General features: G+C 72.2%; 20 protein-coding genes and 1 pseudogene. 14 read left to right on the plus strand and 7 right to left on the minus strand.

All coding sequences use genetic code 11. From position 1 onward, the window contains the following. The first annotated feature begins 88 nt into the window (after window positions 1–88). From ACFQGL_RS16005 to ilvC, 4 genes are all read left to right on the plus strand, one after another. Complete coding sequence (locus ACFQGL_RS16005; RefSeq protein ID WP_377512294.1) at window positions 89–2,461, plus strand: putative bifunctional diguanylate cyclase/phosphodiesterase; 2,373 nt, start codon at window positions 89–91, stop codon at window positions 2,459–2,461. A gap of 187 nt (window positions 2,462–2,648) precedes the next feature. Next, entirely contained in the window at window positions 2,649–4,532 is a 1,884-nt protein-coding gene (locus tag ACFQGL_RS16010; RefSeq protein WP_377512297.1) for an acetolactate synthase large subunit, read from the plus strand. Next, window positions 4,532–5,047: an acetolactate synthase small subunit gene (gene ilvN, locus ACFQGL_RS16015; protein ID WP_377512300.1), complete on the plus strand. Its 516-nt coding sequence runs from the start codon at window positions 4,532–4,534 to the stop codon at window positions 5,045–5,047. The genes ACFQGL_RS16010 and ilvN overlap by 1 nt, the downstream gene beginning before the upstream one ends. 57 nt (window positions 5,048–5,104) lie before the next feature. Beyond that, window positions 5,105–6,118, plus strand: a complete 1,014-nt coding sequence (gene ilvC, locus ACFQGL_RS16020) for a ketol-acid reductoisomerase (RefSeq protein WP_377512303.1) — start codon at window positions 5,105–5,107, stop codon at window positions 6,116–6,118. On the opposite strand, the gene ACFQGL_RS16025 is transcribed toward ilvC, so the two are convergent. Next, complete coding sequence (locus tag ACFQGL_RS16025; protein ID WP_377512307.1) at window positions 6,102–6,386, minus strand: hypothetical protein; 285 nt, start codon at window positions 6,384–6,386, stop codon at window positions 6,102–6,104. The two genes, ilvC and ACFQGL_RS16025, sit on opposite strands and share 17 nt — an antisense overlap. 265 nt (window positions 6,387–6,651) lie before the next feature. On the opposite strand from ACFQGL_RS16025, the gene serA reads away from it, so the two are divergent. Beyond that, on the plus strand, window positions 6,652–8,250 hold the full coding sequence (gene serA / locus ACFQGL_RS16030) for a phosphoglycerate dehydrogenase (RefSeq protein ID WP_377512310.1): 1,599 nt from the start codon (window positions 6,652–6,654) through the stop codon (window positions 8,248–8,250). Window positions 8,251–8,330: 80 nt separating this feature from the next. Here serA and ACFQGL_RS16035 read toward each other — a convergent pair whose 3' ends face one another. Both ACFQGL_RS16035 and ACFQGL_RS16040 read right to left on the minus strand, forming a co-directional pair. After that, window positions 8,331–8,687, minus strand: a complete 357-nt coding sequence (locus ACFQGL_RS16035; RefSeq protein WP_377512313.1) for a hypothetical protein — start codon at window positions 8,685–8,687, stop codon at window positions 8,331–8,333. A 507-nt stretch (window positions 8,688–9,194) separates the two neighbouring features. Then, the gene (locus ACFQGL_RS16040; RefSeq protein ID WP_377512316.1) at window positions 9,195–10,037 is read right to left on the minus strand and encodes an FAD:protein FMN transferase; all 843 of its coding nucleotides are present in this window, start codon (window positions 10,035–10,037) and stop codon (window positions 9,195–9,197) included. Window positions 10,038–10,266: 229 nt separating this feature from the next. On the opposite strand from ACFQGL_RS16040, the gene ACFQGL_RS16045 reads away from it, so the two are divergent. Next, the gene (locus tag ACFQGL_RS16045) at window positions 10,267–11,298 is read left to right on the plus strand and encodes a 3-isopropylmalate dehydrogenase (protein WP_377512319.1); all 1,032 of its coding nucleotides are present in this window, start codon (window positions 10,267–10,269) and stop codon (window positions 11,296–11,298) included. 166 nt (window positions 11,299–11,464) lie between these two features. After that, window positions 11,465–12,562, plus strand: coding sequence for a branched-chain amino acid aminotransferase (locus tag ACFQGL_RS16050; RefSeq protein WP_377512322.1), 1,098 nt, complete (start codon window positions 11,465–11,467; stop codon window positions 12,560–12,562). 200 nt (window positions 12,563–12,762) lie between these two features. Here ACFQGL_RS16050 and ACFQGL_RS16055 read toward each other — a convergent pair. From ACFQGL_RS16055 to ahpD, 3 genes and pseudogenes are all read right to left on the minus strand, one after another. Then, window positions 12,763–13,502, minus strand: a pseudogene (locus tag ACFQGL_RS16055) (tyrosine-protein phosphatase). A 56-nt stretch (window positions 13,503–13,558) separates the two neighbouring features. Beyond that, window positions 13,559–14,017: a PRC-barrel domain containing protein gene (locus tag ACFQGL_RS16060; RefSeq protein ID WP_377512326.1), complete on the minus strand. Its 459-nt coding sequence runs from the start codon at window positions 14,015–14,017 to the stop codon at window positions 13,559–13,561. A gap of 161 nt (window positions 14,018–14,178) precedes the next feature. Further along, entirely contained in the window at window positions 14,179–14,709 is a 531-nt protein-coding gene (gene ahpD, locus ACFQGL_RS16065) for an alkylhydroperoxidase, AhpD family (RefSeq protein WP_377512329.1), read from the minus strand. 208 nt (window positions 14,710–14,917) lie between these two features. On the opposite strand from ahpD, the gene cimA reads away from it, so the two are divergent. Further along, a complete protein-coding gene (gene cimA, locus ACFQGL_RS16070; RefSeq protein ID WP_377512332.1) occupies window positions 14,918–16,546 on the plus strand; it encodes a citramalate synthase in 1,629 nt (542 codons plus the stop codon). An 11-nt stretch (window positions 16,547–16,557) separates the two neighbouring features. Here the strand turns inward: cimA and ACFQGL_RS16075 are convergent, their stop codons facing one another. Continuing rightward, complete coding sequence (locus ACFQGL_RS16075; protein ID WP_377512335.1) at window positions 16,558–17,556, minus strand: endonuclease/exonuclease/phosphatase family protein; 999 nt, start codon at window positions 17,554–17,556, stop codon at window positions 16,558–16,560. Window positions 17,557–17,891: 335 nt separating this feature from the next. Between ACFQGL_RS16075 and ACFQGL_RS16080 the strand changes: the two genes are divergently transcribed. The 6 genes from ACFQGL_RS16080 (at window position 17,892) to ACFQGL_RS16105 (ending at window position 22,986) form a co-directional block, all read left to right on the plus strand. Beyond that, a complete protein-coding gene (locus ACFQGL_RS16080) occupies window positions 17,892–18,401 on the plus strand; it encodes a hypothetical protein (RefSeq protein WP_377512337.1) in 510 nt (169 codons plus the stop codon). 242 nt (window positions 18,402–18,643) lie between these two features. After that, window positions 18,644–19,693 (plus strand): AAA family ATPase, encoded by a 1,050-nt coding sequence (locus tag ACFQGL_RS16085; protein WP_377512340.1) that lies wholly within the window; start codon window positions 18,644–18,646, stop codon window positions 19,691–19,693. Then, window positions 19,690–20,721 carry a DUF58 domain-containing protein gene (locus ACFQGL_RS16090; protein WP_377512343.1) on the plus strand — a complete coding sequence of 344 codons (1,032 nt, stop codon included), beginning with the start codon at window positions 19,690–19,692 and terminating at the stop codon, window positions 20,719–20,721. Before ACFQGL_RS16085 ends, ACFQGL_RS16090 begins: the two co-directional genes overlap by 4 nt. Next, window positions 20,718–21,677 (plus strand): VWA domain-containing protein, encoded by a 960-nt coding sequence (locus ACFQGL_RS16095; protein WP_377512346.1) that lies wholly within the window; start codon window positions 20,718–20,720, stop codon window positions 21,675–21,677. The genes ACFQGL_RS16090 and ACFQGL_RS16095 overlap by 4 nt, the downstream gene beginning before the upstream one ends. Window positions 21,678–21,718: 41 nt before the next feature. Beyond that, entirely contained in the window at window positions 21,719–22,579 is an 861-nt protein-coding gene (locus tag ACFQGL_RS16100; protein ID WP_377512349.1) for a S1C family serine protease, read from the plus strand. 110 nt (window positions 22,580–22,689) lie between these two features. Next, window positions 22,690–22,986, plus strand: coding sequence for a hypothetical protein (locus ACFQGL_RS16105; RefSeq protein ID WP_377512352.1), 297 nt, complete (start codon window positions 22,690–22,692; stop codon window positions 22,984–22,986). Window positions 22,987–22,993 lie beyond the last annotated feature (7 nt).

Here is a 22,993-nt window from a genome sequence, read left to right on the forward strand (position 1 = left end):
CGCGCCGGCCATCCGGTGTGTATGCCGTGTCCCAACAGATGCACACCCGGTCTCCCGCGACGAGCGCTCATCCGGCACTCTTGACGACGTGCAGTTCCCCCCGGGCATGGTCGCTGTCGCGGCGCTGAGCGGGCTCGTCGCCGCGGCGGCCGTCGCCCTGCTGACCGTGGTCGCCCGGCGGCGCACCGGCCCCCTGCGGCCAGCCCACGTTCTGCTCGCGGCGGCGGCCGGGGCTGCCCTGCTCGCCCTGCTGACCGGGGTGGCGGCCGTGCTCGCCATGCACGGTCACTGGGCGCACCAGCAGGGGCAGCGCACTGGATGGGCCACCGTGGTGGCGACCGTCACCGCGGTCAGCGGGTTGGCGTTCGCCGCCGGCCTGCTCCGGCTGCCCGGGGTGGCCGCCACCGCGGCCGGGACCGCCCGGCTCGCCCTGGACGGCCTGATCATGGCCACCGCGCTGTGGTTCGTCGGTTGGGTGCTCTTCTCCGAGCCCACCCGGCTGCTCGGCGCCGCCACCCCGATGGCCTGCCCGGCGATCCTGCTGGCCACGGTCAGCGCCGCGCTCGGCGCCGGGCTCGCGGTGATCGTCGTCTTCCGGGCTGCCGCCCCGCGCCGGCGGCTGGCCGCCCTCGGCATCGGCATCAGTGCGGTGACCTGCGGCGGGTTGGGTCTCGCCGCCGGGCTCTGCCAGGCCGGGCCGACGATGGCACTGACCGGGGCGGTGGTGCTCGCCGCCGGCCTGTTGACCTCCGCGCTCGCGGTGCACCGGGCCGACCGACCCGGCCAGGTCGAGCTGGACCTGATCGGCCGCGACGGCGAGTACGCGGTCGCCCCGATGCTGGCGATGGCCGCCTCGGCGATGTACCACCTCGGCCAGGACGGCCGGTTCACCGCGGCGGGCATCGTGGCCGGCAGCGTCGAGGGCTTCGCCCTGGTGGCCCGGCAGTACCTGACCCTCAAGGACGTCCGTGACTACGCCGGTCGGCTGGCCGAGCGGGAGGCGCACTTCCGTGAGCTGGCGCACACCGACCCGTTGACCACGCTGGCCAACCGGCGCGGCCTGCTGCGCGCGCTGCACGACGCCGCCGCGGCGGGCACCCCGTGTGTGCTGCTCGGCCTGGACCTGGACGGCTTCAAGAACGTCAACGACATGCGGGGCCACGACGTCGGCGACGCCGTGCTGGCCGAGGTGGGCCGGCGGCTGCGCGGCAACCTGCGCCCCGGCGACGTGGCGGCCCGGCTCGGCGGCGACGAGTTCGCCGTACTCATGGCGGGTCGGCCGGCCGACGCGGACCGGGTCGCCGAGCGGCTGCTCGGGGTGGTCAACCGGCCGTACGACCAGCCGGACGGGCCGGTCTTCCTGTCGGTGAGCATCGGCGTGGCCGGGTGGGCCGGCGAGCCGGACGTGGAGTTGCTGCTGCGCCACGCCGACCTGGCCCTGCGCTACGCCAAGCAGCGCGGCAAGAACCGGATCGAGCGTTACGACGCCACGTACGACCAGCTGCTGCGTCGGCGTACCACGCTGGAGCACGAACTGCGTGGTGCCATCGACCGCGATGAGCTGCGGCTGGCCTTCCAACCGGTGGCCTCGCTGCCGTCGGTGCGGCCGGTCGGCGCCGAGGCGCTGCTCCGGTGGCACCACCCCGAGCTGGGCAACGTCCGGCCGGACGAGTTCATCCCGCTGGCCGAGGAGTGCGGCATGATCGCCACTCTCGGCGCCTGGGTGCTGCACCAGGCCTGCTACCAGCTGTCCCGCTGGCTGGCCGACGGGCACGACGTCTGGGTCTCGGTGAACGTCTCGCCACGGGAGCTGCACGCCCCGGAGTACGTGGTCCAGGTCGCCGAGGCGCTGCGCGCCCACCACGTGCCGCCGCAGCGGCTGGTGCTGGAGGTCACCGAGCACGCGGTCGCCACCGACCTGGACGAGCTGATCCGCCGGCTGACCGCGCTGCGGCTGACCGGCGTACGGATCGCGCTGGACGATTTCGGCGCCGGCTACTCCTCGCTGGGGCAGCTGCGCCGGCTGCCGATCGACATCCTCAAGATCGACCACAGCCTGGTCGCCGAGCACGAGCCGGTCCGGCCGGTCGGCAAGGACGGTCCGGCGTTCGCCCCGATGGTCGACATCGTCATGCGGCTCGGCCACCAGCTCGGCCTGGAGGTGATCGCCGAGGGCGTGACCACGCCGACCGAGCTGGCCGCGGTGGTGGCCGCCGGCTGTCGGTTCGGCCAGGGCGCGCTCTTCGGTTGGGGGGTGCCGGCCGAGCACCTGGAGGCGATGCTGGAGGCGGCCACGTCGCCGGGTGCGCGTCCCGCTCCGCTGCCCACGCCGCGCCGGAATCCGGGCGGGTCCGGGCAGGTCGCCCCGCCTGCGCAGGGCGCGTCGTCGGCCGACGCGCCGACGTCCGTTAACCAACATGTGGGATCAGTTGACTCATCGCGTGAGATGCGTCAGGCTTAGCCGCATGTCGTCGTACCGGTCGCTGCGAGTACTTACCTGAGCGCACTCTCCCTCATCGAGAGTGCGCTGGCCCCGTGCATCTGCACGAGGGCCGTTTTTATTGCCATCGGAACCTGTCGGGGCGGGCCCCGCCCGCGTCGCACCGCCTGAGAAGCCCCAGCCACTCCAGCCGAAGGCCAGAACCGCCATGACGAGACCCACGCCCGAGACCCTCGCCCACACCGCCCGGCGGGCCCGCGCGGCCACCGACCCGGCCGGCGACGCCGACCCCGCCGCCGCACGCGCCGCGTCCACCCCGGCCGTTCCGGCGGTACGCACCTCCGCCCCGGCCCAGGTCTCGGGTGCCGGTTCGCTGGTGAAGTCCCTGGAGGCGCTCGACGTCGATGTCGTCTTCGGCATCCCGGGCGGCGCGATCCTGCCGGCGTACGACCCGCTCTACGACTCCTCCGTCCGGCACATCCTGGTCCGCCACGAGCAGGGCGCCGGGCACGCGGCGACCGGGTACGCGCAGGCCACCGGCAAGGTCGGCGTCTGCATCGCGACCTCTGGTCCGGGCGCGACCAACCTGGTCACCCCGATCGCCGACGCGTACATGGACTCGGTGGCGATGGTGGCGATCACCGGCCAGGTGGCCCGCCCGTCGATCGGCACCGACGCCTTCCAGGAGGCGGACATCCAGGGCATCACGCTGCCGATCACCAAGCACAACTTCCTGGTGCAGAGCGCCGAGGAGATCCCGCAGGTGCTGGCCGAGGCGTTCCACCTGGCCAGCACCGGTCGGCCTGGCCCGGTGCTGGTCGACATCCCCAAGGACGTGCTCCAGGCGCAGACCACCTTCACCTGGCCGCCCACCCTGGACCTGCCCGGCTACCGGCCCACCCTGCACCCGCACGGCAAGCAGATCCGGGAGGCGGCCCGGCTGATGGCCGCCGCCCGCCGGCCGGTCCTCTACGTGGGTGGCGGCGTGCTCAAGGCCGGCGCCACCGACGGGCTGCGTCGACTGGCCGAGCTGACCGGCATCCCGGTGGTCACCACCCTGATGGCGCTCGGCGCGTTCCCCGACTCGCACGCGCAGCACCTGGGGATGCCCGGTATGCACGGCACCGTCGCCGCGGTCTACGGGCTGCAGAAGGCGGATCTGATCGTCGCCCTGGGCGCCCGGTTCGACGACCGGGTCACCGGCAAACTGGACTCGTTCGCCCCGGACGCCGCGGTGGTGCACGCCGACATCGACCCGGCCGAGATCGGCAAGAACCGGCACGCGGACGTGCCGATCGTCGGCGACGCCAAGCACGTCATCGACGAGCTGATCGGCGCGGTCACCGCCGAGCGGGCCGCCGGGCACGCCGCCGACCTGGGCGACTGGTGGACCCAGCTCGACGACCTGCGCAACCGCTACCCGCTGGGCTACGAGGAGCCGGCCGACGGCACGCTCTCCCCGCAGTACGTGATCAAGCGGCTCGGCGAGATCGTCGGCCCGGACGCGATCTTCGTGGCCGGTGTGGGTCAGCACCAGATGTGGGCGTCCCAGTTCATCTCCTACGAGAAGCCGAACACCTGGTTGAACTCGGGTGGCCTCGGCACGATGGGCTACGCGGTGCCGGCCGCGATGGGCGCCAAGGTCGGCAAGCCGGACACGGTGGTCTGGGCGGTGGACGGTGACGGCTGCTTCCAGATGACCAACCAGGAGTTGGCCACCTGCGCGCTGGAGGGCATCCCGGTCAAGATCGCCGTGATCAACAACGGCAATCTCGGCATGGTCCGGCAGTGGCAGACGCTGTTCTACAACGAGCGCTACTCCAACACCGACCTCGGCACCCACAAGCACCGCATCCCGGATTTCGTCAAGCTCGCCGAGGCACTCGGCTGCGTCGGGCTGCGCTGCGAGAACGCCGCGGACGTGGACAAGACCATCGCCGCCGCCATGGAGATCAACGACGCCCCGGTGGTCATCGACTTCGTGGTCGGCAAGGACGCCATGGTCTGGCCGATGGTGGCCGCCGGCACCAGTAACGACGAGATCATGTTCGCCCGCGGCGTCCGCCCGGCCTTCGATGAGGATGACATCTGATGACGGTCCACACGCTCTCGGTGCTGGTGGAGAACAAGCCGGGTGTGCTCGCCCGGGTCTCCGGCCTCTTCTCCCGGCGCGGGTTCAACATCGACAGTCTCGCCGTGGGTGAGACCGAGAACCCGGACGTCTCCCGGATCACCATCGTGGTCAACGCCGATTCGTCCCCGCTGGAACAGGTCACCAAGCAGCTCAACAAGCTGGTCAACGTGCTCAAGATCGTCGAGCTGGACCCGCAGGTCTCGGTCGCCCGGGAACTGCTGCTGGTGAAGGTCCGCGCCGACCGGGCCGCGCGCAGCCAGGTGCTGGAGACGGTCAACCTCTTCCGCGCCCGGGTCGTCGACGTGGCACCGGACACGCTGACCATCGAGGCCACCGGCACCCCGGACAAGCTCGACGCGCTGCTGCGCGACCTCGAGCCCTTCGGCATCAAGGAAATGGTCCAGTCCGGGCTGGTGGCCATCGGGCGCGGCTCGCGCTCGATCACCGCCGGCCCCGCGCTGCGGGCCGCCTGACCCATCCACACAGACCACGACGGGCCGCCCCGGCCGTCGTACGAAAGGGAAGTTCCAATGAGTGTTGAGGTGTACTACGACGACGACGCCGACCTCGGCCTGATCCAGGCCAAGAAGGTCGCCGTGATCGGCTACGGCAGCCAGGGCCACGCCCACGCGCTGTCGCTGCGCGACTCCGGTGTCGACGTGGTGATCGGTCTGCCGGAGGGCTCGAAGAGCCGCCCCAAGGCCGAGGAGCAGGGCCTGCGGGTGGTCACGCCGGCGCAGGCGGCCGCCGAGGCCGACGTCATCATGGTGCTCGCGCCGGACACCGCCCAGCGTTCCCTCTACTCCGAGTCGATCGCCCCGCACCTCGCCCCGGGCAAGGCGATCTTCTTCGGGCACGGCTTCAACATCCGGTACGGGCTGATCAAGCCCCCCGCCGAGGTGGACGTGGCGATGGTGGCGCCGAAGGGTCCCGGCCACCTGGTCCGTCGCCAGTACTCCGACGGCAAGGGCGTGCCCTGCCTGGTCGCCGTCGAGCAGGACGCCAGCGGCAACGCGTTCGCGCTCGCGCTCGCGTACGCCAAGGGCATCGGCGGTACCCGCGCCGGCGCGATCAAGACGACCTTCACCGAGGAGACCGAGACCGACCTCTTCGGCGAGCAGGCGGTGCTCTGCGGCGGCGCTGCGGCGCTGGTGCAGACCGGTTTCGAGGTGCTCACCGAGGCGGGCTACGCCCCCGAGGTGGCCTACTTCGAGTGCCTGCACGAGTTGAAGCTGATCGTCGACCTGATGTACGAGGGCGGCATCGCCAAGATGCGTTACAGCATCTCGGACACCGCCGAGTACGGCGACCTGTCCCGTGGTCCGCGGATCATCGACTCCCGGGTCAAGGAGGAGATGCGCAAGATCCTCGGGGAGATCCAGTCCGGCGAGTTCGCCCGCGAGTGGGTGGCCGAGGACGAGGCGGGCCGGCCCAACTTCACCAAGTGGCAGGCCGAGGGTGCGGCGCACCCGATCGAGGAGACCGGCAAGAAGCTGCGCGGCATGATGAGCTGGGTCGACCGCCCGATCACCGAGACCGCCTGACACGTCCTGCGGCACCGTCCGGCCGTTGCGAACGGCGGATGGTCCACCAACGGCCGGTGGCCCAGCGCTCTACCCAGCGCGGGTCGCCGGCCGTTGGCCGTGGCGCGACCGCCTCGTCGGCCGCTGCGGTGCGCCGGAGCACGAAGCTGCGTCGGATTTTCACCTGTTGGGACCGGGTGACCAACGCCTCGGCCAGCTTCGGTCCGAACCGCGCGAGATCGATGCGGGTCAGCTGTCGCAGCAGCGTGCTGCGCACGACGAGCGACAAGGGTGGCTCCTCCCGGTGGCTGTGCCTCCGGTTGTAGCGGGCGGGGGCAAACCGTGTCGGTGCGGTGAACGGCTGATGTCCGTCGCCCGACTCGCCGTGTGAGGGCACTCACCCCGGAGACCCGAACATGCCGGCCAGCGTGCCCCCTACGATCGCGGGTAGGTGTGCAGCCGGCACCTGACGGCCACGGCACGGGGCCAGCGCAGGGCGCAGTGCGGCGTCCTACCGCCCGGGCCGATCGCAAACACGACCTCTACGAGGACCGATGAATCCTGTCGTACTGATCGCCGAAGAACTCGCCCCCGCCGCCATCGAGGTGCTCGCCCACGACTTCGACGTCCGTCATGTCGACGGCACCGACCGTCCGGCCCTGCTCTCGGCGCTCTCCGAGGCCGACGCCGTCATCGTGCGCAGCGCGACCCAGATCGACGCCGAGGCCGTCGCCGCCGCGCCGCGACTCAAGGTCGTCGCCCGGGCCGGTGTCGGGCTGGACAACGTCGAGGTGCCGGCCGCCACCGCCCGGGGCGTCATGGTCGTCAACGCCCCCACCTCGAACATCGTCTCCGCCGCCGAGCAGGCCGTCGCGCTGCTGCTCGCGGTGGCCCGAAACACCGCGAGCGCCAGCGCCGCGCTCAAGGCGGGGGAGTGGAAGCGGTCCAAGTACACCGGGGTCGAGCTGCAGGGCAAGACCGTCGGCGTGGTCGGGCTCGGCCGCATCGGGGTGCTCTTCGCGCAGCGCATCGCCGCGTTCGGCACCCGGCTGATCGCGTACGACCCGTACATCCAGCCGGCCCGTGCGGCGCAGCTCGGCGTACGCCTGGTCGGGCTGGAGGAGCTGCTGCGTGAGAGCGACTTCATCTCCATCCACCTCCCGAAGACCCCCGAGACGGTGGGCCTGATCGGTGAGAAGGAGCTGGCGATCGTCAAGCCCGGCGTACGCATCGTCAACGCCGCCCGTGGTGGTCTCGTCGACGAGCAGGCCCTCGCGAACGCGATCGCCGAGGGTCGGGTCGCCGGTGCCGGCGTCGACGTGTATTCCAAGGAGCCCTGCACCGCCTCGCCGCTGTTCGCCTTCGACAACGTGGTGGCCACCCCGCACCTGGGTGCCTCCACCCACGAGGCGCAGGACAAGGCCGGCCTGGCGGTGGCCAAGAGCGTGAAGCTGGCGTTGCAGGGCGAGTTCGTGCCGGACGCGGTCAACGTGCAGGCTGGCGGCGTCGTCGCCGAGGACGTCCGGCCGCTGCTCCCGCTGGCCGAGAAGCTCGGCCGGGCCTTCACCGCGGTCGCCGGCGGGGTCGCCGCCAGCGTCACGGTCGAGGTACGCGGCGAGATCGTCGCGCACGACGTGTCGGTGCTCAAGCTGGCCGCCACCAAGGGCCTGTTCAGCTCCGTGGTCGAGGAGCAGGTCACCTACGTCAACGCCCCGCACCTGGCCGCCGAGCGTGGCGTCGAGGTCACCCTGGCCAGCCTGGCCGAGACGGCCGAGCACCCGACCCTGGTCACGGTGCGCGGCGCGCTGCCCGACGGCCGGACGGTCAGCGTCTCCGGCACGGTCACCCACACCGGTGCTCGGGACATCATCAAGCTGACCGAGGTGGACGGCTTCGACGTGGAGATCGGCGCGGAGGGCATCCTGCTCTTCCTGCGGTACGCCGACCGGCCCGGCGTGGTCGGCACCGTCGGTACGCTGCTCGGCGAGGCGGGCATCAACATCGCCGCCATGCAGGTGGCCCGGCGTGAGGCGGGCGGCGAGACGCTGATGACCCTCACGGTCGACCAGGCGCTCGGTGCGGACCTGCTCACCTCGGCGGCCGACTCGATCGGCGCGACCGCCGCCAGCGCCGCGGACCTGCGCGACGAGTAGTCGACGACAGCACCAAGGGGGGCCCGGCGATCCGCTGGGCCCCTCGTCGTACCCGGGGCAGGTGTGGCCGCCCCGATGGGTCAACCGGGCAGCCGCGCCGGGGGCGGATAGACCGAGCCGTCCTGCGGGTCGAAGAGCATCAGCCCGTGTTCGCCGGCCAGCCGTTCGATGTCCAGGAGTACCTGGTCCGCGCAGGTCGGGTGCAGGTTCAGCTCGACATGGTCGTGGGCGGCGTGCAGCGGCGCCACCGCCCACGGGCTGTCCGTGCCGGGGTGCCGGTCCGGGTACGACGCGGTGATGGCCCGGTAGAAGCTGACCACCCGTGGGTCCGGGTAACGGTCCACGTGTCGCCCCTGCCGGCAACCATCGACCGCTGCCCGCACGTCCTCGGGCGTCGCCCCGTCCTCCAGGGCCCACACGCTCAGATCGAAACTCACGGCGGACAGCGTGCCATCAGTCGTTCACCATGTCGAAACTGCCTCGCCGCCGTCGGACCGCTGAGTTGTCGCACACTCCGGTCGGGACGGTCCGCTGTGGAGACTCTTGCGTCGAGTTGCGTCGATTCGCTACCGTACCGACTGCGGTCACTGGCCGAGTTCGCGGCGCCGGCCCGTCTTCGGGTGGCGCGGTCGACGTCCGGCCCGACCGGTCCGCACCCCTCGATTGTGCGAGCCACGCGCACTCGTCGCTGACCGGCACCCACGGTCGTTGCCGAGACCGTGGGGGCCGATCGCGCCCCCGCCGCTCGCGCCCCCCGCCCCGCGCCTCCGCGCCCGCGCGCCCCCGCGCCCGCGCGCCCCCCGCCCCGCCCTCCAGCGTCGATCTAGGGCGTATTGCTGTGGATTGAGATCCACTAGCGACGATTTCCCCTAGATCGACGGGGAGTGGCGGGTGGTCAGCGTCGGTGGGCGAAGAGCGCGCGATCGACGGGGGGTGGCGGGTGGTCAGCGTCGGTGGGCGAAGAGCGCGCGATAGTCGGAGCCGCCACGGAACCAGGCCAGACCGGTCGGCCCTGCCGCGTAGAGCGCGGTGGCGTACGCGTCGGCGACGGTCAGGTCGGGGCCGACGACCGTGGCGGCGACCATCTGATCGGCCACCGCGCCGGTGTGCGGGTCCACCACGTGTCCCTGTCGCCCGGTCACCCCGGACGTGCCGACCGCGCCGGCCGTCATCTCCAGCACCAGTGGTGCGCGTTCCGGCGTGGTCGGATGGTGCACCGCCACCCGCCACGGCCCGCCGTGCGGTGCGTGGCCGCGTACGACCAGGTCGGCGCCCGCGAGCACGGCGTAGTCGTGGATGCCCGCGGCGCGCAACCGGGCCGCGGCGCGTTCCACCGCCCAGCCGCCGAGCAGGCCGCCCGGGTCGAAGCCGCCGGGCACCGCCCAGGCGTCGAACCACCCGTCGGTGGCGGCGCGCATCGCCGTGCAGCGATCCACCAGATCGGCAAGCGGGGGGTACGAGTCGGGGCTGATCTCGCCCCGGCGCAGCATGGAGGTCAGGCTCTCCGGCCGGTTGGGGCCGTAGGTGAGGTCGACGGCCCGCAGCTCGGCGACGCTGTCCCGCAGCGCATCGCCGACGCCCCGACGGCCGAGCCACTCGGGGGCGTTGAGCAGCAGGGTGTATTCGGCGGTGGGTGTGCGTACGGTGTGCTGCACCGCGATCCGGCCCTCGGCGGCACCGGCGGGGTCGATGCGCTGCCGGCGGCTGCCGAGCCGGAGGTCCGGCCGGCGGGCTCTGAAGGCCGAGGTGTCCGGCCAGCGGGTCCGCGGCTGCTCGTCGATGCGCATGGCACCTGCCCCTCAAGTTGGTGCCGCGTCGTCGCGACCCCCGTCGCAGGCCCCGTGACCCGCTGCCCCCACCGTAGGCAGCGGAGATGACCGCCTCATGGGTCCCAGCTGAGAGGGTGCTGTGTATCCGTACGTCTCAGGTATTGGAAGGCTCGTACCGGGAGGCGGGACGGGGACGTACCGTTGTCCGGACGGACCGGACGAAGCAGTCGACCAGAGGAGTGCGGGCGTGGCACGGATCGCGGTGGTGGCCGGGGATGGCATCGGGCCCGAGGTGGTCGCGCAGGCCCGCAAGGTCCTCGACGCCGTGCTGCCCGGCGTGCAGGCCACCGAGTACGACCTCGGCGCCGCCCGCTGGCACCGTACCGGAGAGGTTCTGCCCGACTCGGTGCTGGCCGAGCTGGCCGGGCACGACGCGATCCTGCTCGGCGCGGTCGGCGACCCGACGGTGCCGCCGGGTGTGCTGGAGCGCGGACTCCTGCTCAAGCTGCGGTTCGCCTTCGACCAGTACGTCAACCTGCGTCCGTCCCGGCTGTGGCCCGGGGTCACCGGTCCGCTCGGCAACGTCAAGCCGGGCGAGGTCGACCTCGTGGTGGTGCGTGAGGGCACCGAGGGGCTCTACGCCGGGGCAGGCGGTTCGCTGCACCGGGACACCCCCGCCGAGGTCGCGACGGAGGAGAGCCTGAACACCCGGCACGGCGTGGAGCGGGTGATCCGCGACGCCTTCGCCCGGGCCGGCCGCCGGGAGCGGCGCAAGGTCACGCTGGTGCACAAGACCAACGTGCTCACCCACGCCGGGTCGCTCTGGTCCCGTACCTTCGACGAGGTCGCCGCCGAGCACCCGGATGTCGCCACCGAGTACCAGCACGTCGACGCCGCCGCGATGTTCCTGGTCACCCAGCCGCAGCGGTACGACGTGGTGGTCACCGACAACCTGTTCGGCGACATCCTCACCGACATCGCCGCCGCGGTCACCGGCGGGATCGGGTTGGCGGCCAGCGGCTGCATCAACCCCGAGGGGGCGTACCCCTCGATGTTCGAGCCGGTGCACGGCTCGGCGCCGGACATCGCCGGGCAGGGCGTCGCCGACCCGGTCGCCGCGGTGCTCTCCGCGGCGCTACTGCTGGAGCAGCTCGGCCATACCGAGGCTGCGGCGCGGGTCAACGCGGCGGTCGCCGCCGAGCTGGCCGGCCGGACCGCGGGCACCGTACTGCGTACCGCCGAGGTCGGCGACCGCCTCGCCGCCCATGCCGTAGCCTGACCGCCCGGGCCACCGGCGGCGCGCCGGTCGCTCGGCGCTGGATCTCCGGGACCAGCCGCCCCACCGAACGGCGCTATCCGCTGAACGACCGTTCGGGGTAAGTTTCTGGCACAACCATGTCGGTGTGCGATCCCGCATGCCGTTGTCCCGCAGGGAGGTCAGCGCGATGAGCGGTGGTGACAAGCTCGACTTCGAGATCCGTCCGAATACCGCGCCGGTATCCGTCGCCGACCGGGCCGCCCTGCTGGTCAATCCCGGGTTCGGCCGGGTCTTCACCGACCACATGGTCACCGTGCGGTACGCCGACGGCAAGGGCTGGTACGACGCCCGGGTGGAGGCACGTGGACCCATCCCGATGGACCCGGCCAGCGCGGTCCTGCACTACGCGCAGGAGATCTTCGAGGGGCTGAAGGCGTACCGGACCGCCGACGGCGGCGTGACCATGTTCCGGCCGGACGCCAACGCCGCCCGTTTCGTCACCTCGGCACAGCGGATGGCGATGCCGGCGCTGCCGCCCGAGGTCTTCGTCGACTCGCTGCAGAAGCTGATCGAGATCGACCGGGACTGGATCCCGACCGGCGAGGACGGCAGCCTCTACCTGCGGCCGTTCATGTTCGCCAGCGAGGTCTTCCTCGGCGTCCGCCCGGCCAACGAATACCTCTACATGGTGATCGCCTCGCCGGTCGGTGCGTACTTCACCGGTGGGGTCAAGCCGGTCACCGTGTGGGTCTCGCCGGACTACACCCGGGCCGCGCCCGGCGGCACCGGCGCGGCCAAGTGTGGCGGCAACTACGCCGCGTCACTGGCAGCCCAGGCCGAAGCCATCGAGGCCGGCTGTGACCAGGTGGTCTTCCTGGACGCGGTGGAGCGCCGGTTCGTCGACGAACTCGGCGGCATGAACGTCTTCTTCGTCTACGACGACGACACGGTGGTCACCCCACCGCTGACCGGAACGATCCTGCCGGGCATCACCCGCGACGCGGTCCTCACCCTGGCCGGCGCGGCCGGGCACCGGGTCGAAGAGCGCCCGGTCACCTTCGCCGACTGGCAGGCCGACGCCGCAAGTGGCCGGCTACGCGAGGTCTTCGCCTGCGGCACCGCCGCGGTGATCACCCCGATCGGGGGTGTCCGCTTCCCCGATGGCGAGTTCCTGATCGGCGGCGGCGAGCCCGGCCGGGTCACCATGGCGCTGCGCCAGCAACTGGTCGACATCCAGCGCGGCAAGGCCGCCGACCCCCAGGGCTGGGTCCACCGGGTCTTCTAACCCGCCCCCGGCTCGCCCCTCCGCCGCCGCCCCCGGGCGGCCCACGGGCGGCCCCCGGGCGGCCCCCGGGCGGCCCCCGGGCGGCCCCCGGGCGGCCCCGCCCCGTCGATCTAGGGCATATCGCTGCTAGTGGATCTCCGATCACAGCGATATGCCCTAGATCGACGGGGGAGGGGGCGACGGGGAGGGGGCGTGGCGGGCTAGCTGAGCAGGTGGGCGCGCAGGGCTTCTAGCTGCGGGTCCGTTACGCCGGCGTGGCGTAGGTATTCCTCGACCGAGCCGTGGCCCTCGCGCAGCTCGGCCAGGAACATCTGCATCGCTTCGGCGGGCGAGGCCAGGAACGGTGCCGGCACGGCCACATGGTCAGGGGTGTTGGCGGCCAGCCACGCGCTGAACCGGGCCGACGCCTCGCTGCTCAGCGCGTAGTCCGCCGCGATGTCCTCGTCGTCGACGCCGAGCACGGCGAGGGTCAGTGCGCAGACGATGCCGGTACGGTCCTTGCCGGCGAACAGTGCACCACCACCGGAGCGTTGGCGGAGTCCGCGATCAGCCCGACCGCCTCGGCCAAGCCGGAGGTGCCGGTCTGTGCCAGGGCGGCGTACCGGTCCGCGAGGTAGCGGGCCAGGCTGGTGCCCTCCTCGTGCGGCGCGTGTGTCCAGTCCTCGTGCTCCGGGTGGATGTGCCGGTAGGTCAGCCCCTGGTACGCCGGCACCCGGCCGTCCCGGTCAACCTCCTGCGGGCGGCGCAGGTCGATGACCGTACGGATGCCGAGCGCGGCGAACGCGTCCCGGTCCTGTTCGTCGAGGCGGTGCAGGGAGTCGGAGCGGTAGAGCCGCCCCCGCCGTACGGTGCGGCCGTCGTGGCCGGCGTAGCCACCGACGTCGCGGAAGTTGAAGGTCGCGGGCAGCGAGATGTGTCGGGTTTCGTCGATGGCGTCCACGCTGACACCGTAACGGCCGATGGGGCTCGGCCCCGCCGGCTGTCGGGTCCGATCAGCTATCGCGCTGTGCCGGGCGGCAGCGCGCCGTACGTCTCGTCGTAGTAGCCGCCCAACTGGTCCCGGTAGGTCGGGTCGCTGTGGCTGGTCTCGTCGTACTCCGGGGCGGCCTTGATCTGGTCGCGGGTCCGGTCGACGGAGACCGTGCGCTGGTCGTGGTTGACCTGGTTGACCGTGCCGGCCGGCAGCATCACCTTCTTGCCGAAGACCCACGGACCGGTGTCGACCACGAGGTAGCTGCCGCCCACCTCGTGACTGGCGCTGTCGATCTTGCCGATCCCACCGTCGGTGGCCTCGACCTTGTATCCGACCAGGTCGGCGTCGGCCACCCCGGCGTCGTCCCGGTAGCGCCAGGGGTCGAAAGCGCCGGCCGGTGCGCCGCCCGGCACGGTGCCCTGGTCGCCGCCGCGCAGCGGGTCCGGCCCGGCGTAGGTGGCGTGCGGGTCGATCCTGTCCATGCCGTTCACTCCTGACTGTCGCCGATCATCTCGGCGTCGCTGGGTGCGTCCCCGCAGGAGCTACCCGGCCGCCGGGGGCGGGAAACGGCGCCGGAAGCGGCAGACGGCGCGCCGGGGGCGGGAGACGGCGACGGAGGCGGGAGCGGGAGACAAGAACGGGCTCAGGCCAGCGCGGCCTCGGCGTCCAGGGTGACCGCCGCGGCGTGCACCACGGCGGAGATCCGTAGTGCGTCGAGTACCTGCTCCCGGGTGAAGCCGCGGCCGCGCAGCGCCTTCTCGTGCGACTCAAGGCACACGCCGCAGCCGAAGATCGCCGACACGCCGAGGCACCAGAGCTTGAAGTCGCCCTTGTCCACGCCGGGCCGGGCCACGATCCGCATCCGCAGGCGGGCCGGCATCGCGGCGTACTGCCCGTCGCCCATCAGGTGTGTGGCCCGGTGGTAGACGTTGGTCATCGCCATTCTGGCCGCGGCGGCCCTGGCCGCTTCCAGGCCTTCCGGCGTGAGGTGCCCGGCGGCGTCGGCCGCGATCTCCCGCAGCACCACCGGGTTGCGGGCGGCCACCGCGCAGGCCAGCGCGGTGCCCCACGACTGCACGGGGGTGAGCGTGGCGGTGGCGCCGATCGAGCCCAGGTTGAGCTCGATGTCCGTGGCGTACGGCGGCAGGGCCGCCCTGATCGCGTCCAGGCCCATGGTCCTCCTTGCGAGCGACGCGGGACGGCAGAGGCTGTCCCGCCATGTGGATTGTTCCTCCCAAAACCGGGGAGGGGTGGCAGAGTGACGGTCGTGACCAGCACGTCCCTGATTATTGCGACCTAGCGCGCCGGCCCTCCCCTCCGCCGAGCGCGCAGACCTCCCGCATCCGCGGGGGGTCTTTTTGTTGCTCCGAGAAAGGATCCTGATGACGTTCCAGGTCTACGACACGACGTTGCGTGACGGCGCCCAGCGCGAGGGGCTCACCTACTCGGTGATCGACAAGCTGGCGGTGGCGCGGCTGCTCGACGAGTTCGGCGTCGGCTTCATCGAGGGCGGCTGGCCGGGCGCGGTGCCCAAGGACACCGAGTTCTTCCGCCGGGCGCGTACCGAACTCGACCTGCGGCACGCCGTGCTGGTCGCGTTCGGTGCCACCCGCAAGGCCGGCGTCGCGGTCGCGGACGACCCCCAGGTGCGTGGCCTGCTGGACGCGCAGACCCCCGCGGTGGCGCTGGTCGCCAAGGCCGACATCCGGCACGTCGAGCGCGCGTTGCGCACCACCGGTGCGGAGAACCTAGCGATGATCCACGACACCGTCACCCACCTGGTCGGCGAGGGCCGTCGGGTCTTCGTCGACGGGGAGCACTTCTTCGACGGCTACCGGCACGATCCGGCGTACGGCGCGGCCGTCGTGCAGACCGCGCTGGCCGCCGGCGCCGAGCGGATGGTGCTCTGCGACACCAACGGCGGCATGCTGCCGTCCCAGGTGACCGCCGTGATCGTCGACCTGACCGAGCGGCTCGGGATCGACGCCGGGCTGCTCGGCATGCACGCACAGAACGACACCGCCTGCGCGGTGGCCAACACCATCGCCGCCGTGGAGGCGGGCGTCCGCCACGTACAGGGCACCGCCAACGGGTACGGCGAGCGCCCCGGCAACGCTGACCTCTTCGCGGTCACCGCCAACCTCCAACTCAAGCTGGGCATGCCCGTCCTACCGGAGGGATGCCTGGAGCAGATGGTGCGGGTCTCGCACGCCATCGCCGAGATCGCCAACATCGCCCCCGACACCCACCAGGCATACGTCGGGGCCGCCGCATTCGCTCACAAGGCGGGGCTGCACGCGAGCGCGATCAAGGTCGACCCGTTGCTCTACAACCACGTGGACCCGTCGGTGGTGGGCAACGACATGCGGATCCTGATAACCGAGATGGCCGGCCGGGCCAGCGTCGAGCTCAAGAGCCGTGAGCTCGGCCTGGATCTGGCCGGCCGTCCGGAGGCACTGACCCGGGTCACCAACCGGGTCAAGGAGTTGGAGGCTGGCGGCTGGTCCTTCGAGGCAGCGGACGCTTCCTTCGAGCTGCTGGTCCGCTCCGAGCTGCCGGAGGGCCTGCCGGCCCGGCCGTTCACCCTGGAGTCGTACCGGGTGCTGGTCGAGCACCGCGAGGACGGCGCGGTGGTCTCCGAGGCGACCGTCAAGATCCGGGTACGCGGTGAGCGGGTGATCGCCACCGCCGAGGGCAACGGCCCGGTCAACGCCCTGGACGAGGCGCTGCGGGTGGGCCTGGCCCGGCACTACCCGCAGCTGCGCGACTTCGAGCTGGCCGACTACAAGGTGCGGATCCTGGAGGGCAGCCACGGCACCGGCGCGGTCACCCGGGTGTTGCTGGAGACCGCCGACGGCGGCGGTCGGGACTGGACCACGGTGGGCGTACACCCCAACGTGGTCGAGGCCAGCTGGCACGCCCTGGTGGACGCCCTGACCTACGGCCTGGCCCCCGCGCGTCCGGTCGATCATGGCGTTGTGTTGCCGCGCAGAACAGGAACTGCTTCGTAGGGGAGGGAGTCTCACCGGGTGGGGAGGGTGAGGGTTGTCAGGACGGGACGGTGGTCGGTTTTGGGGAGGGCCAGCACGCGCACCTCGCGGACCGCTATGCGTCGGTCGACCAGGACGTGGTCGATGGTGACCGGCGGGATGAGGTCGCCGTCGTACGGGCCCCAGGTGCCGGTCAGCCCTTCGCCGGTGGCGTCGGCGGCGTCAACGTAGCCGGTGCGCAGCAGGGCCCGTAGTGGGCTGTGGTCGAGGGTGGCGTTGAAGTCCCCGGCGAGGATCCGCAGGCCCCCGTTCGGGGTGGCCGGTGGCTGTGCGGTCAGGTCGGTACGCCAGGAGCCGACCTGGTCCAACGCGTACGGTGCCGAGGGGTGGGCCGACTCGACGCGGACCGGTGGCGCGCCGGGGACGGCGAGGGTGCCGTACGCCTGGCTGAAGCCCCAACCACCGCGGTTCTGCCGGATGCCGCCCTCGCTGATCGGCCACCGCGAGTAGAGCCCGGAGCCGGGCGTGCCGACCTGCGGGTTGAGCTGTCGGTGCGGCAGGAGCTGGTCGAGGCCGAACCGGTCCAGGTCGGCCTGCGCCTCGGGAGTGAACTCCTGCACGGTGAGCACGTCCACGTGGTGCTGGCGGACGAGCTCGACCAGCGTCCGCGCGTCGGCCGAGCCGGCGAGCAGGTTGGCGGTGAGCAGCCGCACGGTCGGGCCGGCCGCCGCGGGTTGCGGGGAGTCGAGCGCGCGGGGTGCGACCGCGCCGAGCAGCGCCACCGCGGTCAGTGCCGCGATGGCCGCCGGCCACCAGCGCCGCAGGGCGAGCGCGAGGCCCAGGGCCAGCACGCTCCAGCCGGCGACGTACGGGGTGAAGGCGAGCGCCTGCACCAGCGGCCCCCGGTCGAGGCCGGCGAGCCGGACGGTGGCCCAGAGTGCCGTCGGTGCGACCGCCGACCAGCAGAGCACCGTGCCGATCCGGGCGAGGGCGCGGCGTCGGGTGGGCGCGGGCGGACTGTCGACGATCATGGCGGCCAGCCTAGCGGGATCCGCGACACCATTTCATGAATAGTTATGGCTTCGCATTTCGCAATTATCTGACGGCTGACCGACAACTCGATAAAGGGAGATCAACTATTGACGCTCGGCTTTTTATGGTGCTACGTTCCATCTGGTCTAAGCGACGCAACTCTGAGTAGTAATCCCAGCTCAAACCGGATGTAGATCGTTGCGAGACGAGCCACACCAGGTGTGTGTGAGAGAGCTTCCTCCGGACTTGTTGGCGTCGTGCGCCTATTTAGGTAGTCATCCGTCCCGCCCCGCGGGTCGGCCGAATTAGCACGGTCACACAAGGGGGACCTGTCATGAACACATCCTTCCGACGCAAGGCGGCAGCGGTCACGTTCGCCGTCCTGGCGCTCACTCTGGCTGGTGGGGGGATCGCCATCGCGCAGCCGTCGGCGAAGGCTCCGCAGGAGGCGACCCAGCAGGCGAGCCGCCGGGTGGACACCCAGCCACCGGTGACGGCCGAATCGACGCGTAAGGCCCGGGCCGCACTGAAGGCCGGTGGCGCGACCACCCTGGTCGCCACCAGCGCCTGGACCGTCGTCAACGCCAACGCGACCAAGGCGCGCGGCACCGGCACCGTGATCAAGTACGGCGTTGGTCAGTACGAGGTGCAGTTCGGCTACGTGGTCTCGGCCGGCGCCTTCCTGGCCACGATCTCCCGGTCGGACTCCTGCTGCATCCCGCCCGCTGGCGAGATCTCGGTCGCCCCGCGACTGAGCACACCCAACGCCGTCTTCGTCCAGACCCGCAACTCGTCCGGAGCGCCGGCGGACCTCGGCTTCACCCTGCTCACGCACACACCCTGATCGGCCCGACAGTCGGCCCCCGCGCCTGGTGTGCGGGGGCCGCACCCTGCCGGCTCCGGCCCGTACGGACTCGTCGTCACGCTCAGCCGACTTCTGCCGACTCGGGAGGGTTCTGCCCCGTCGACCCGTCCCGTGCCGGTCGTCCCCCGTCCGGGCGGCTCATCCCCATCCGGGCCACAACAGGCCCGTCCGGCCCGCACAATCCGACGTTTGCCGAGGCCCCGCCCCGGGAAGCAAGCACCGTGACGGACATCTCGGACACCCTGGCCAGCATGCCCAGCCCGGTCGATGCCGAGCCGACCGGCGTCGAGTTGGAACAGACCCTCTTCGAGGTCAAACGCGTGATCGTCGGGCAGGATCGGCTCGTCGAACGACTGCTCACCGCCCTGGTCGCCAACGGGCACTGCCTTCTTGAGGGAGTCCCCGGCGTGGCCAAGACGCTGGCCGCGCAGACCCTCGCCACCGTGGTCGGCGGCACCTTCTCCCGGATCCAGTTCACACCGGACCTGGTCCCCTCCGACATCGTCGGCACCCGGATCTACCGGGCCTCCAAGGAGACCTTCGACGTCGAGCTGGGCCCGATCATGGCCAACCTGGTGCTGGCCGACGAGATCAACCGGGCCCCGGCCAAGGTCCAGTCGGCGCTGCTGGAGGCGATGGCGGAGCGGCAGGTCTCCATCGGCGGGCGTAGCTGGCCGGTTCCGACGCCGTTCCTGGTGCTGGCCACCCAGAACCCGATCGAGTCCGAGGGTGTCTACCAGCTCCCGGAGGCGCAGCGCGACCGGTTCCTCATGAAGGTGGTGGTGGACTACCCGACCGACGCCGACGAGTTGGCCATCCTCTACCGGATGAGCACCGACCGGCCGAGCCCGCGCCGGGTGCTCGACGCGGAACGGCTGCGTGACCTCCAGATCCACGCCGAGCGGGTCTTCGTCCACCACGCGTTGGCCGAGTACGTGGTCCGACTCATCCTCGCCACCCGCGACCCGGGCCGGTTCGGGCTGCCGGAGATCGCTCCGCTGCTGGCGTACGGGGCCAGCCCGCGGGCCACCCTGGGCCTGGTCGCGGCCGCGCGGGCCCGGGCGCTGCTGCACGGGCGGGAGTACGTGCTGCCCGAGGACGTCCGGGAGTTGGCCGTGGACGTCCTGGCCCACCGGCTGGTGCTCTCGTTCGACGCGGTCGCCGACGGTGTGTCGGCCGAGAGCGTGGTCCGCCGGCTGGTGGAGGTGGTGCCGCCGCCCCGGCTGGCCCACGGGCACCCGCAGCAGGTCCCCGACCTGGCGGCGGCATGAGGCGCGACAGCACCGTGACGGCCGACCCCGGCCTCGCCGAGCTGACGCCGGACCAGCGGCTGCGCCGCCTGGAGCTGACGGTCACCCGACGGCTGAACGGTCTGCTGCACGGCCAGTACCGTGGCCTGCTGCCCGGGCCCGGCAGCGAACCCGCCGGCAGCCGCGAGTACCGGCCGGGGGAGGACGAGGTCCGCCGGATGGACTGGGCGGTCACCGCCCGGACCGCCGTGCCACACATCCGCCAGGTCGACGCCGACCGGGAACTGACCACCTGGCTGCTCGTCGACGCCAGCGCCAGCATGGAGTTCGGCACCGCCGAGCTGGACAAGAGGGAGCTGGCGGTGGCCGCGGTCGCCGCAGTGGGTTTCCTGACCGCCGGCATCGGCAACCGGCTCGGCGCCCAGGTGCTGCGTGCCGACGGGGTACGTCGCTTCCCGGCGCGCAGCGGGCGTACCCATCTGCTCGGTCTGCTGCGCGCGCTGCTGGCCGCCCCGCGTGCCAGCACGCCCGGCGACCGGCCGGGGTCGGCCTTGTCGGTCGGGGTGTCGGTGCCGGTCGGGCCGCCGGAACTGGCCGACGGTCTCGCCGCCGTGCACCGGTTCGCGAACCGCCGTGGGCTGGTCGTGGTGGTCTCCGATTTCCTCGACGGCCTGCCGGACGACCCGGGTCAGCCGCCGCCCTGGGAACGGACCCTGCGCCGGCTCACGGCCCGACACCAGGTGCTGGCGATCGAGGTGACCGACCCGCGTGAGCTGGAGTTGCCGGACGTCGGACTGATCACCCTGGTCGACCCGGAGACCGGCCGCCGTCGTGAGGTGTGCACGTCGGACCGTCGGCTGCGCGAGCGGTACGCCGGGGCCGCCGCCGCCCAGCGCGACCAGGTCCACCAGGCGCTGCGCCGCAGTGCCGCCACCCATCTGGCGCTGCGCACCGACCGGGACTGGGGCGCGGACATCGTCCGGCATGTGCACGCCCAGCGCCGGCTGGCCGCCGCGCCGGTCGGGGTGGCCCGGGGAGGTGTCACGTGATCTGGCAGTCGCCGCTGCGACTCTGGCTACTGCTCGGCGTGCTGGCCCTGGTCGCCGCGTACCTGGTGATGCAGCGCAGACGCAGCCGCTACGCGGTGCGCTTCACCAACCTGCGGCTGCTGGACCGGGTGGCGCCGGAGCGACCGGCCTGGCGTCGACACGTTCCGGCCGGGTTGTTCCTGGCCATGTTGGCGCTGCTCGTCGTCGGCTTCGCCCGGCCCAGCGCCGAGGTCCGGGTGCCCCGCGAACGTGCCACGGTGATGGTGGCGGTGGACGTGTCCACCTCCATGCTCGCCACCGACGTGGACCCGGACCGGCTGGCCGCCGCCAAACAGGCCGCCCGGCGGTTCGTCGAGGGCCTGCCCGACGAGTTCAACGTGGGCCTGGTCGCGTTCGCCGGCAGCGCGGCCGTCCTGGTGCCGCCGGGCACCGACCGGGATGCCCTGGACGAGGGGATCGGCCGGCTCGCCGAGGGCGTGACCGGTGTGCAGGGCACCGCGATCGGCGAAGCCATCAACACCTCGCTGGGCGCGGTGAAGGGCCTGGACCACCAGGCCGCGAAGCAGCCGCCGCCGGCCCGGATCATCCTGCTCTCGGATGGGGCGAACACCTCCGGAATGGACCCGATGGAGGCCGCGGCGGAGGCGGTGACAGCGAAGGTGCCGGTGCACGCCATCTCCTTCGGCACCCCGTCCGGGTTCGTGGACCGGGGTGGGCGGCCGATCCAGGTGCCGGTCGACGGGCAGACCCTGCGGGCCGTCGCCGAGGAGACCGGCGGGATGTTCCACGAGGCCAGCACCACCGACGAACTGCGTGCCGTCTACGACGACATCGGCAGCTCGGTCGGCTACCGCACCGAGCGGCAGGACATCTCGGCCCGGTTCATCGGTCTCGGACTGGTCTTCGCGATGGGCGCCGCCGCCGGCTCGATGCGCTGGTTCTCCCGGCTGCCCTGAACCGCCGCGCAACGGACATCGACCGACCGTGAGGAGTACGCATGGCAGTGCAGACCGGACTGGGCGAACCGCGTGGTCCCTGGTTCATCTCCCCGGAACTCGACCCGGACGGGCGCGGGCGGTGGGACGTACCCGGTCCCGGGCGGGATCCCGGCGGGCGGCGCCCCGGCTGGTTGCTCGCCGCGCTGGGGGTGGTGGCGCTCTCCACGGTCTCGGGTGCCGTGGCCGGTGGCGTCATCGCCAGCCGGGACGGCGGTGCGGGTCCGGCCGCGGCGTCCGCCGCCCCGGTGCCGGCCGAGCTGGTCACCGCCGCCGAGCGGACCGTGCCGGGGGTGGTGTCGGTGCTCGCGGGCGGTGCGAACGGCTCCTCCGCCACCGGTTCGGGCTTCGCCGTGGACGATCAGCAGCACCTGATCACCAACGACCACATCCTGGCCAAGGGGGGTGGTGGGCCGGTGACGGTGGAGCTGCCGGACGGCCGCCGGTTCGCCGCCGAGGTGGTCGGTCGGGAACCGCGCAGCGACCTGGCGGTGCTGAAGGTGCCGCCGTCGGCCGGGCTCGCGCCGTTGCCGCTGGCCAAGGCGGGTGCCACCCGGGTCGGCGAGCCGGTGCTCGCGGTGGGTTCGCCGCTCGGTCTGTCCGGGACGGTCACCGCGGGCATCGTCAGCGCGTTGGACCGTCAGGTGCGGCTGGGCAACAACCGGCATTCGGCGGTGCAGACCGACGCGTCGATCAACCCCGGCAACTCTGGTGGACCGCTGGTCAACGCGCGCGGCGAGGTGGTCGGGGTGAACACCGCGATCGCCACCATCGACGGCAACGGCTCGATCGGCATCGGCTTCGCCATCCCGATCGAGCAGGTGCAGCAGACCGCCGACACGATCATCGGTAAGGGCGGCTGAGCTGCCCGGATGGTCGTCTGGCGGCCGGTGGGAACGTCGACACTGTCGGATATCCGGCCGGAGAGCATCGGGCCATGGAAATATTACGCTCGGTATGGATACTGGCGGAGGTGGAGCGTCCTCTTCTCGCGGTCCTCCTGCTGGTGGGCCTGATCATCGGATGTGCAGTGGGGTCGGCGTACGCCCGCGCCCGGCGTGGGTGGAATGACTACCAGACCGTCAAGAAGTCGGTGCCCGGTGCCCGCAACAGCGCATGGCTGCTGATTCGGGGAGTCGCCATGAAGGCCGCGGTGATCGCGCTGCTGCTGGTCGGCGCGGTGGCGTACGCGGCGGCCGGCGCGGACGACGAGACCGCCGGCCCGGCGCCCGGCCCGTCGGCGACGCAGAGTGAGCCGGTACGCCGATGACCGCCGG

The organism is Micromonospora vulcania, from assembly GCF_042658605.1.
Classification (GTDB): Bacteria; Actinomycetota; Actinomycetes; order Mycobacteriales; family Micromonosporaceae; genus Micromonospora; species Micromonospora vulcania.

Coding starts and splice junctions, on each gene's coding strand:
- ilvC (WP_377512303.1), top strand. CDS start 5,105: ATGAGTGTTGAGGTGTACTACGACGACGACGCCGACCTCGGCCTGATC.
- cimA (WP_377512332.1), top strand. CDS start 14,918: ATGACGTTCCAGGTCTACGACACGACGTTGCGTGACGGCGCCCAGCGC.
- ilvN (WP_377512300.1), top strand. CDS start 4,532: ATGACGGTCCACACGCTCTCGGTGCTGGTGGAGAACAAGCCGGGTGTG.
- ahpD (WP_377512329.1), bottom strand. CDS start 14,709: ATGGGCCTGGACGCGATCAGGGCGGCCCTGCCGCCGTACGCCACGGAC.
- serA (WP_377512310.1), top strand. CDS start 6,652: ATGAATCCTGTCGTACTGATCGCCGAAGAACTCGCCCCCGCCGCCATC.
- ACFQGL_RS16100 (WP_377512349.1), top strand. CDS start 21,719: ATGGCAGTGCAGACCGGACTGGGCGAACCGCGTGGTCCCTGGTTCATC.
- ACFQGL_RS16090 (WP_377512343.1), top strand. CDS start 19,690: ATGAGGCGCGACAGCACCGTGACGGCCGACCCCGGCCTCGCCGAGCTG.
- ACFQGL_RS16075 (WP_377512335.1), bottom strand. CDS start 17,556: ATGATCGTCGACAGTCCGCCCGCGCCCACCCGACGCCGCGCCCTCGCC.
- ACFQGL_RS16040 (WP_377512316.1), bottom strand. CDS start 10,037: ATGCGCATCGACGAGCAGCCGCGGACCCGCTGGCCGGACACCTCGGCC.
- ACFQGL_RS16060 (WP_377512326.1), bottom strand. CDS start 14,017: ATGGACAGGATCGACCCGCACGCCACCTACGCCGGGCCGGACCCGCTG.
- ACFQGL_RS16080 (WP_377512337.1), top strand. CDS start 17,892: ATGAACACATCCTTCCGACGCAAGGCGGCAGCGGTCACGTTCGCCGTC.
- ACFQGL_RS16050 (WP_377512322.1), top strand. CDS start 11,465: ATGAGCGGTGGTGACAAGCTCGACTTCGAGATCCGTCCGAATACCGCG.
- ACFQGL_RS16010 (WP_377512297.1), top strand. CDS start 2,649: ATGACGAGACCCACGCCCGAGACCCTCGCCCACACCGCCCGGCGGGCC.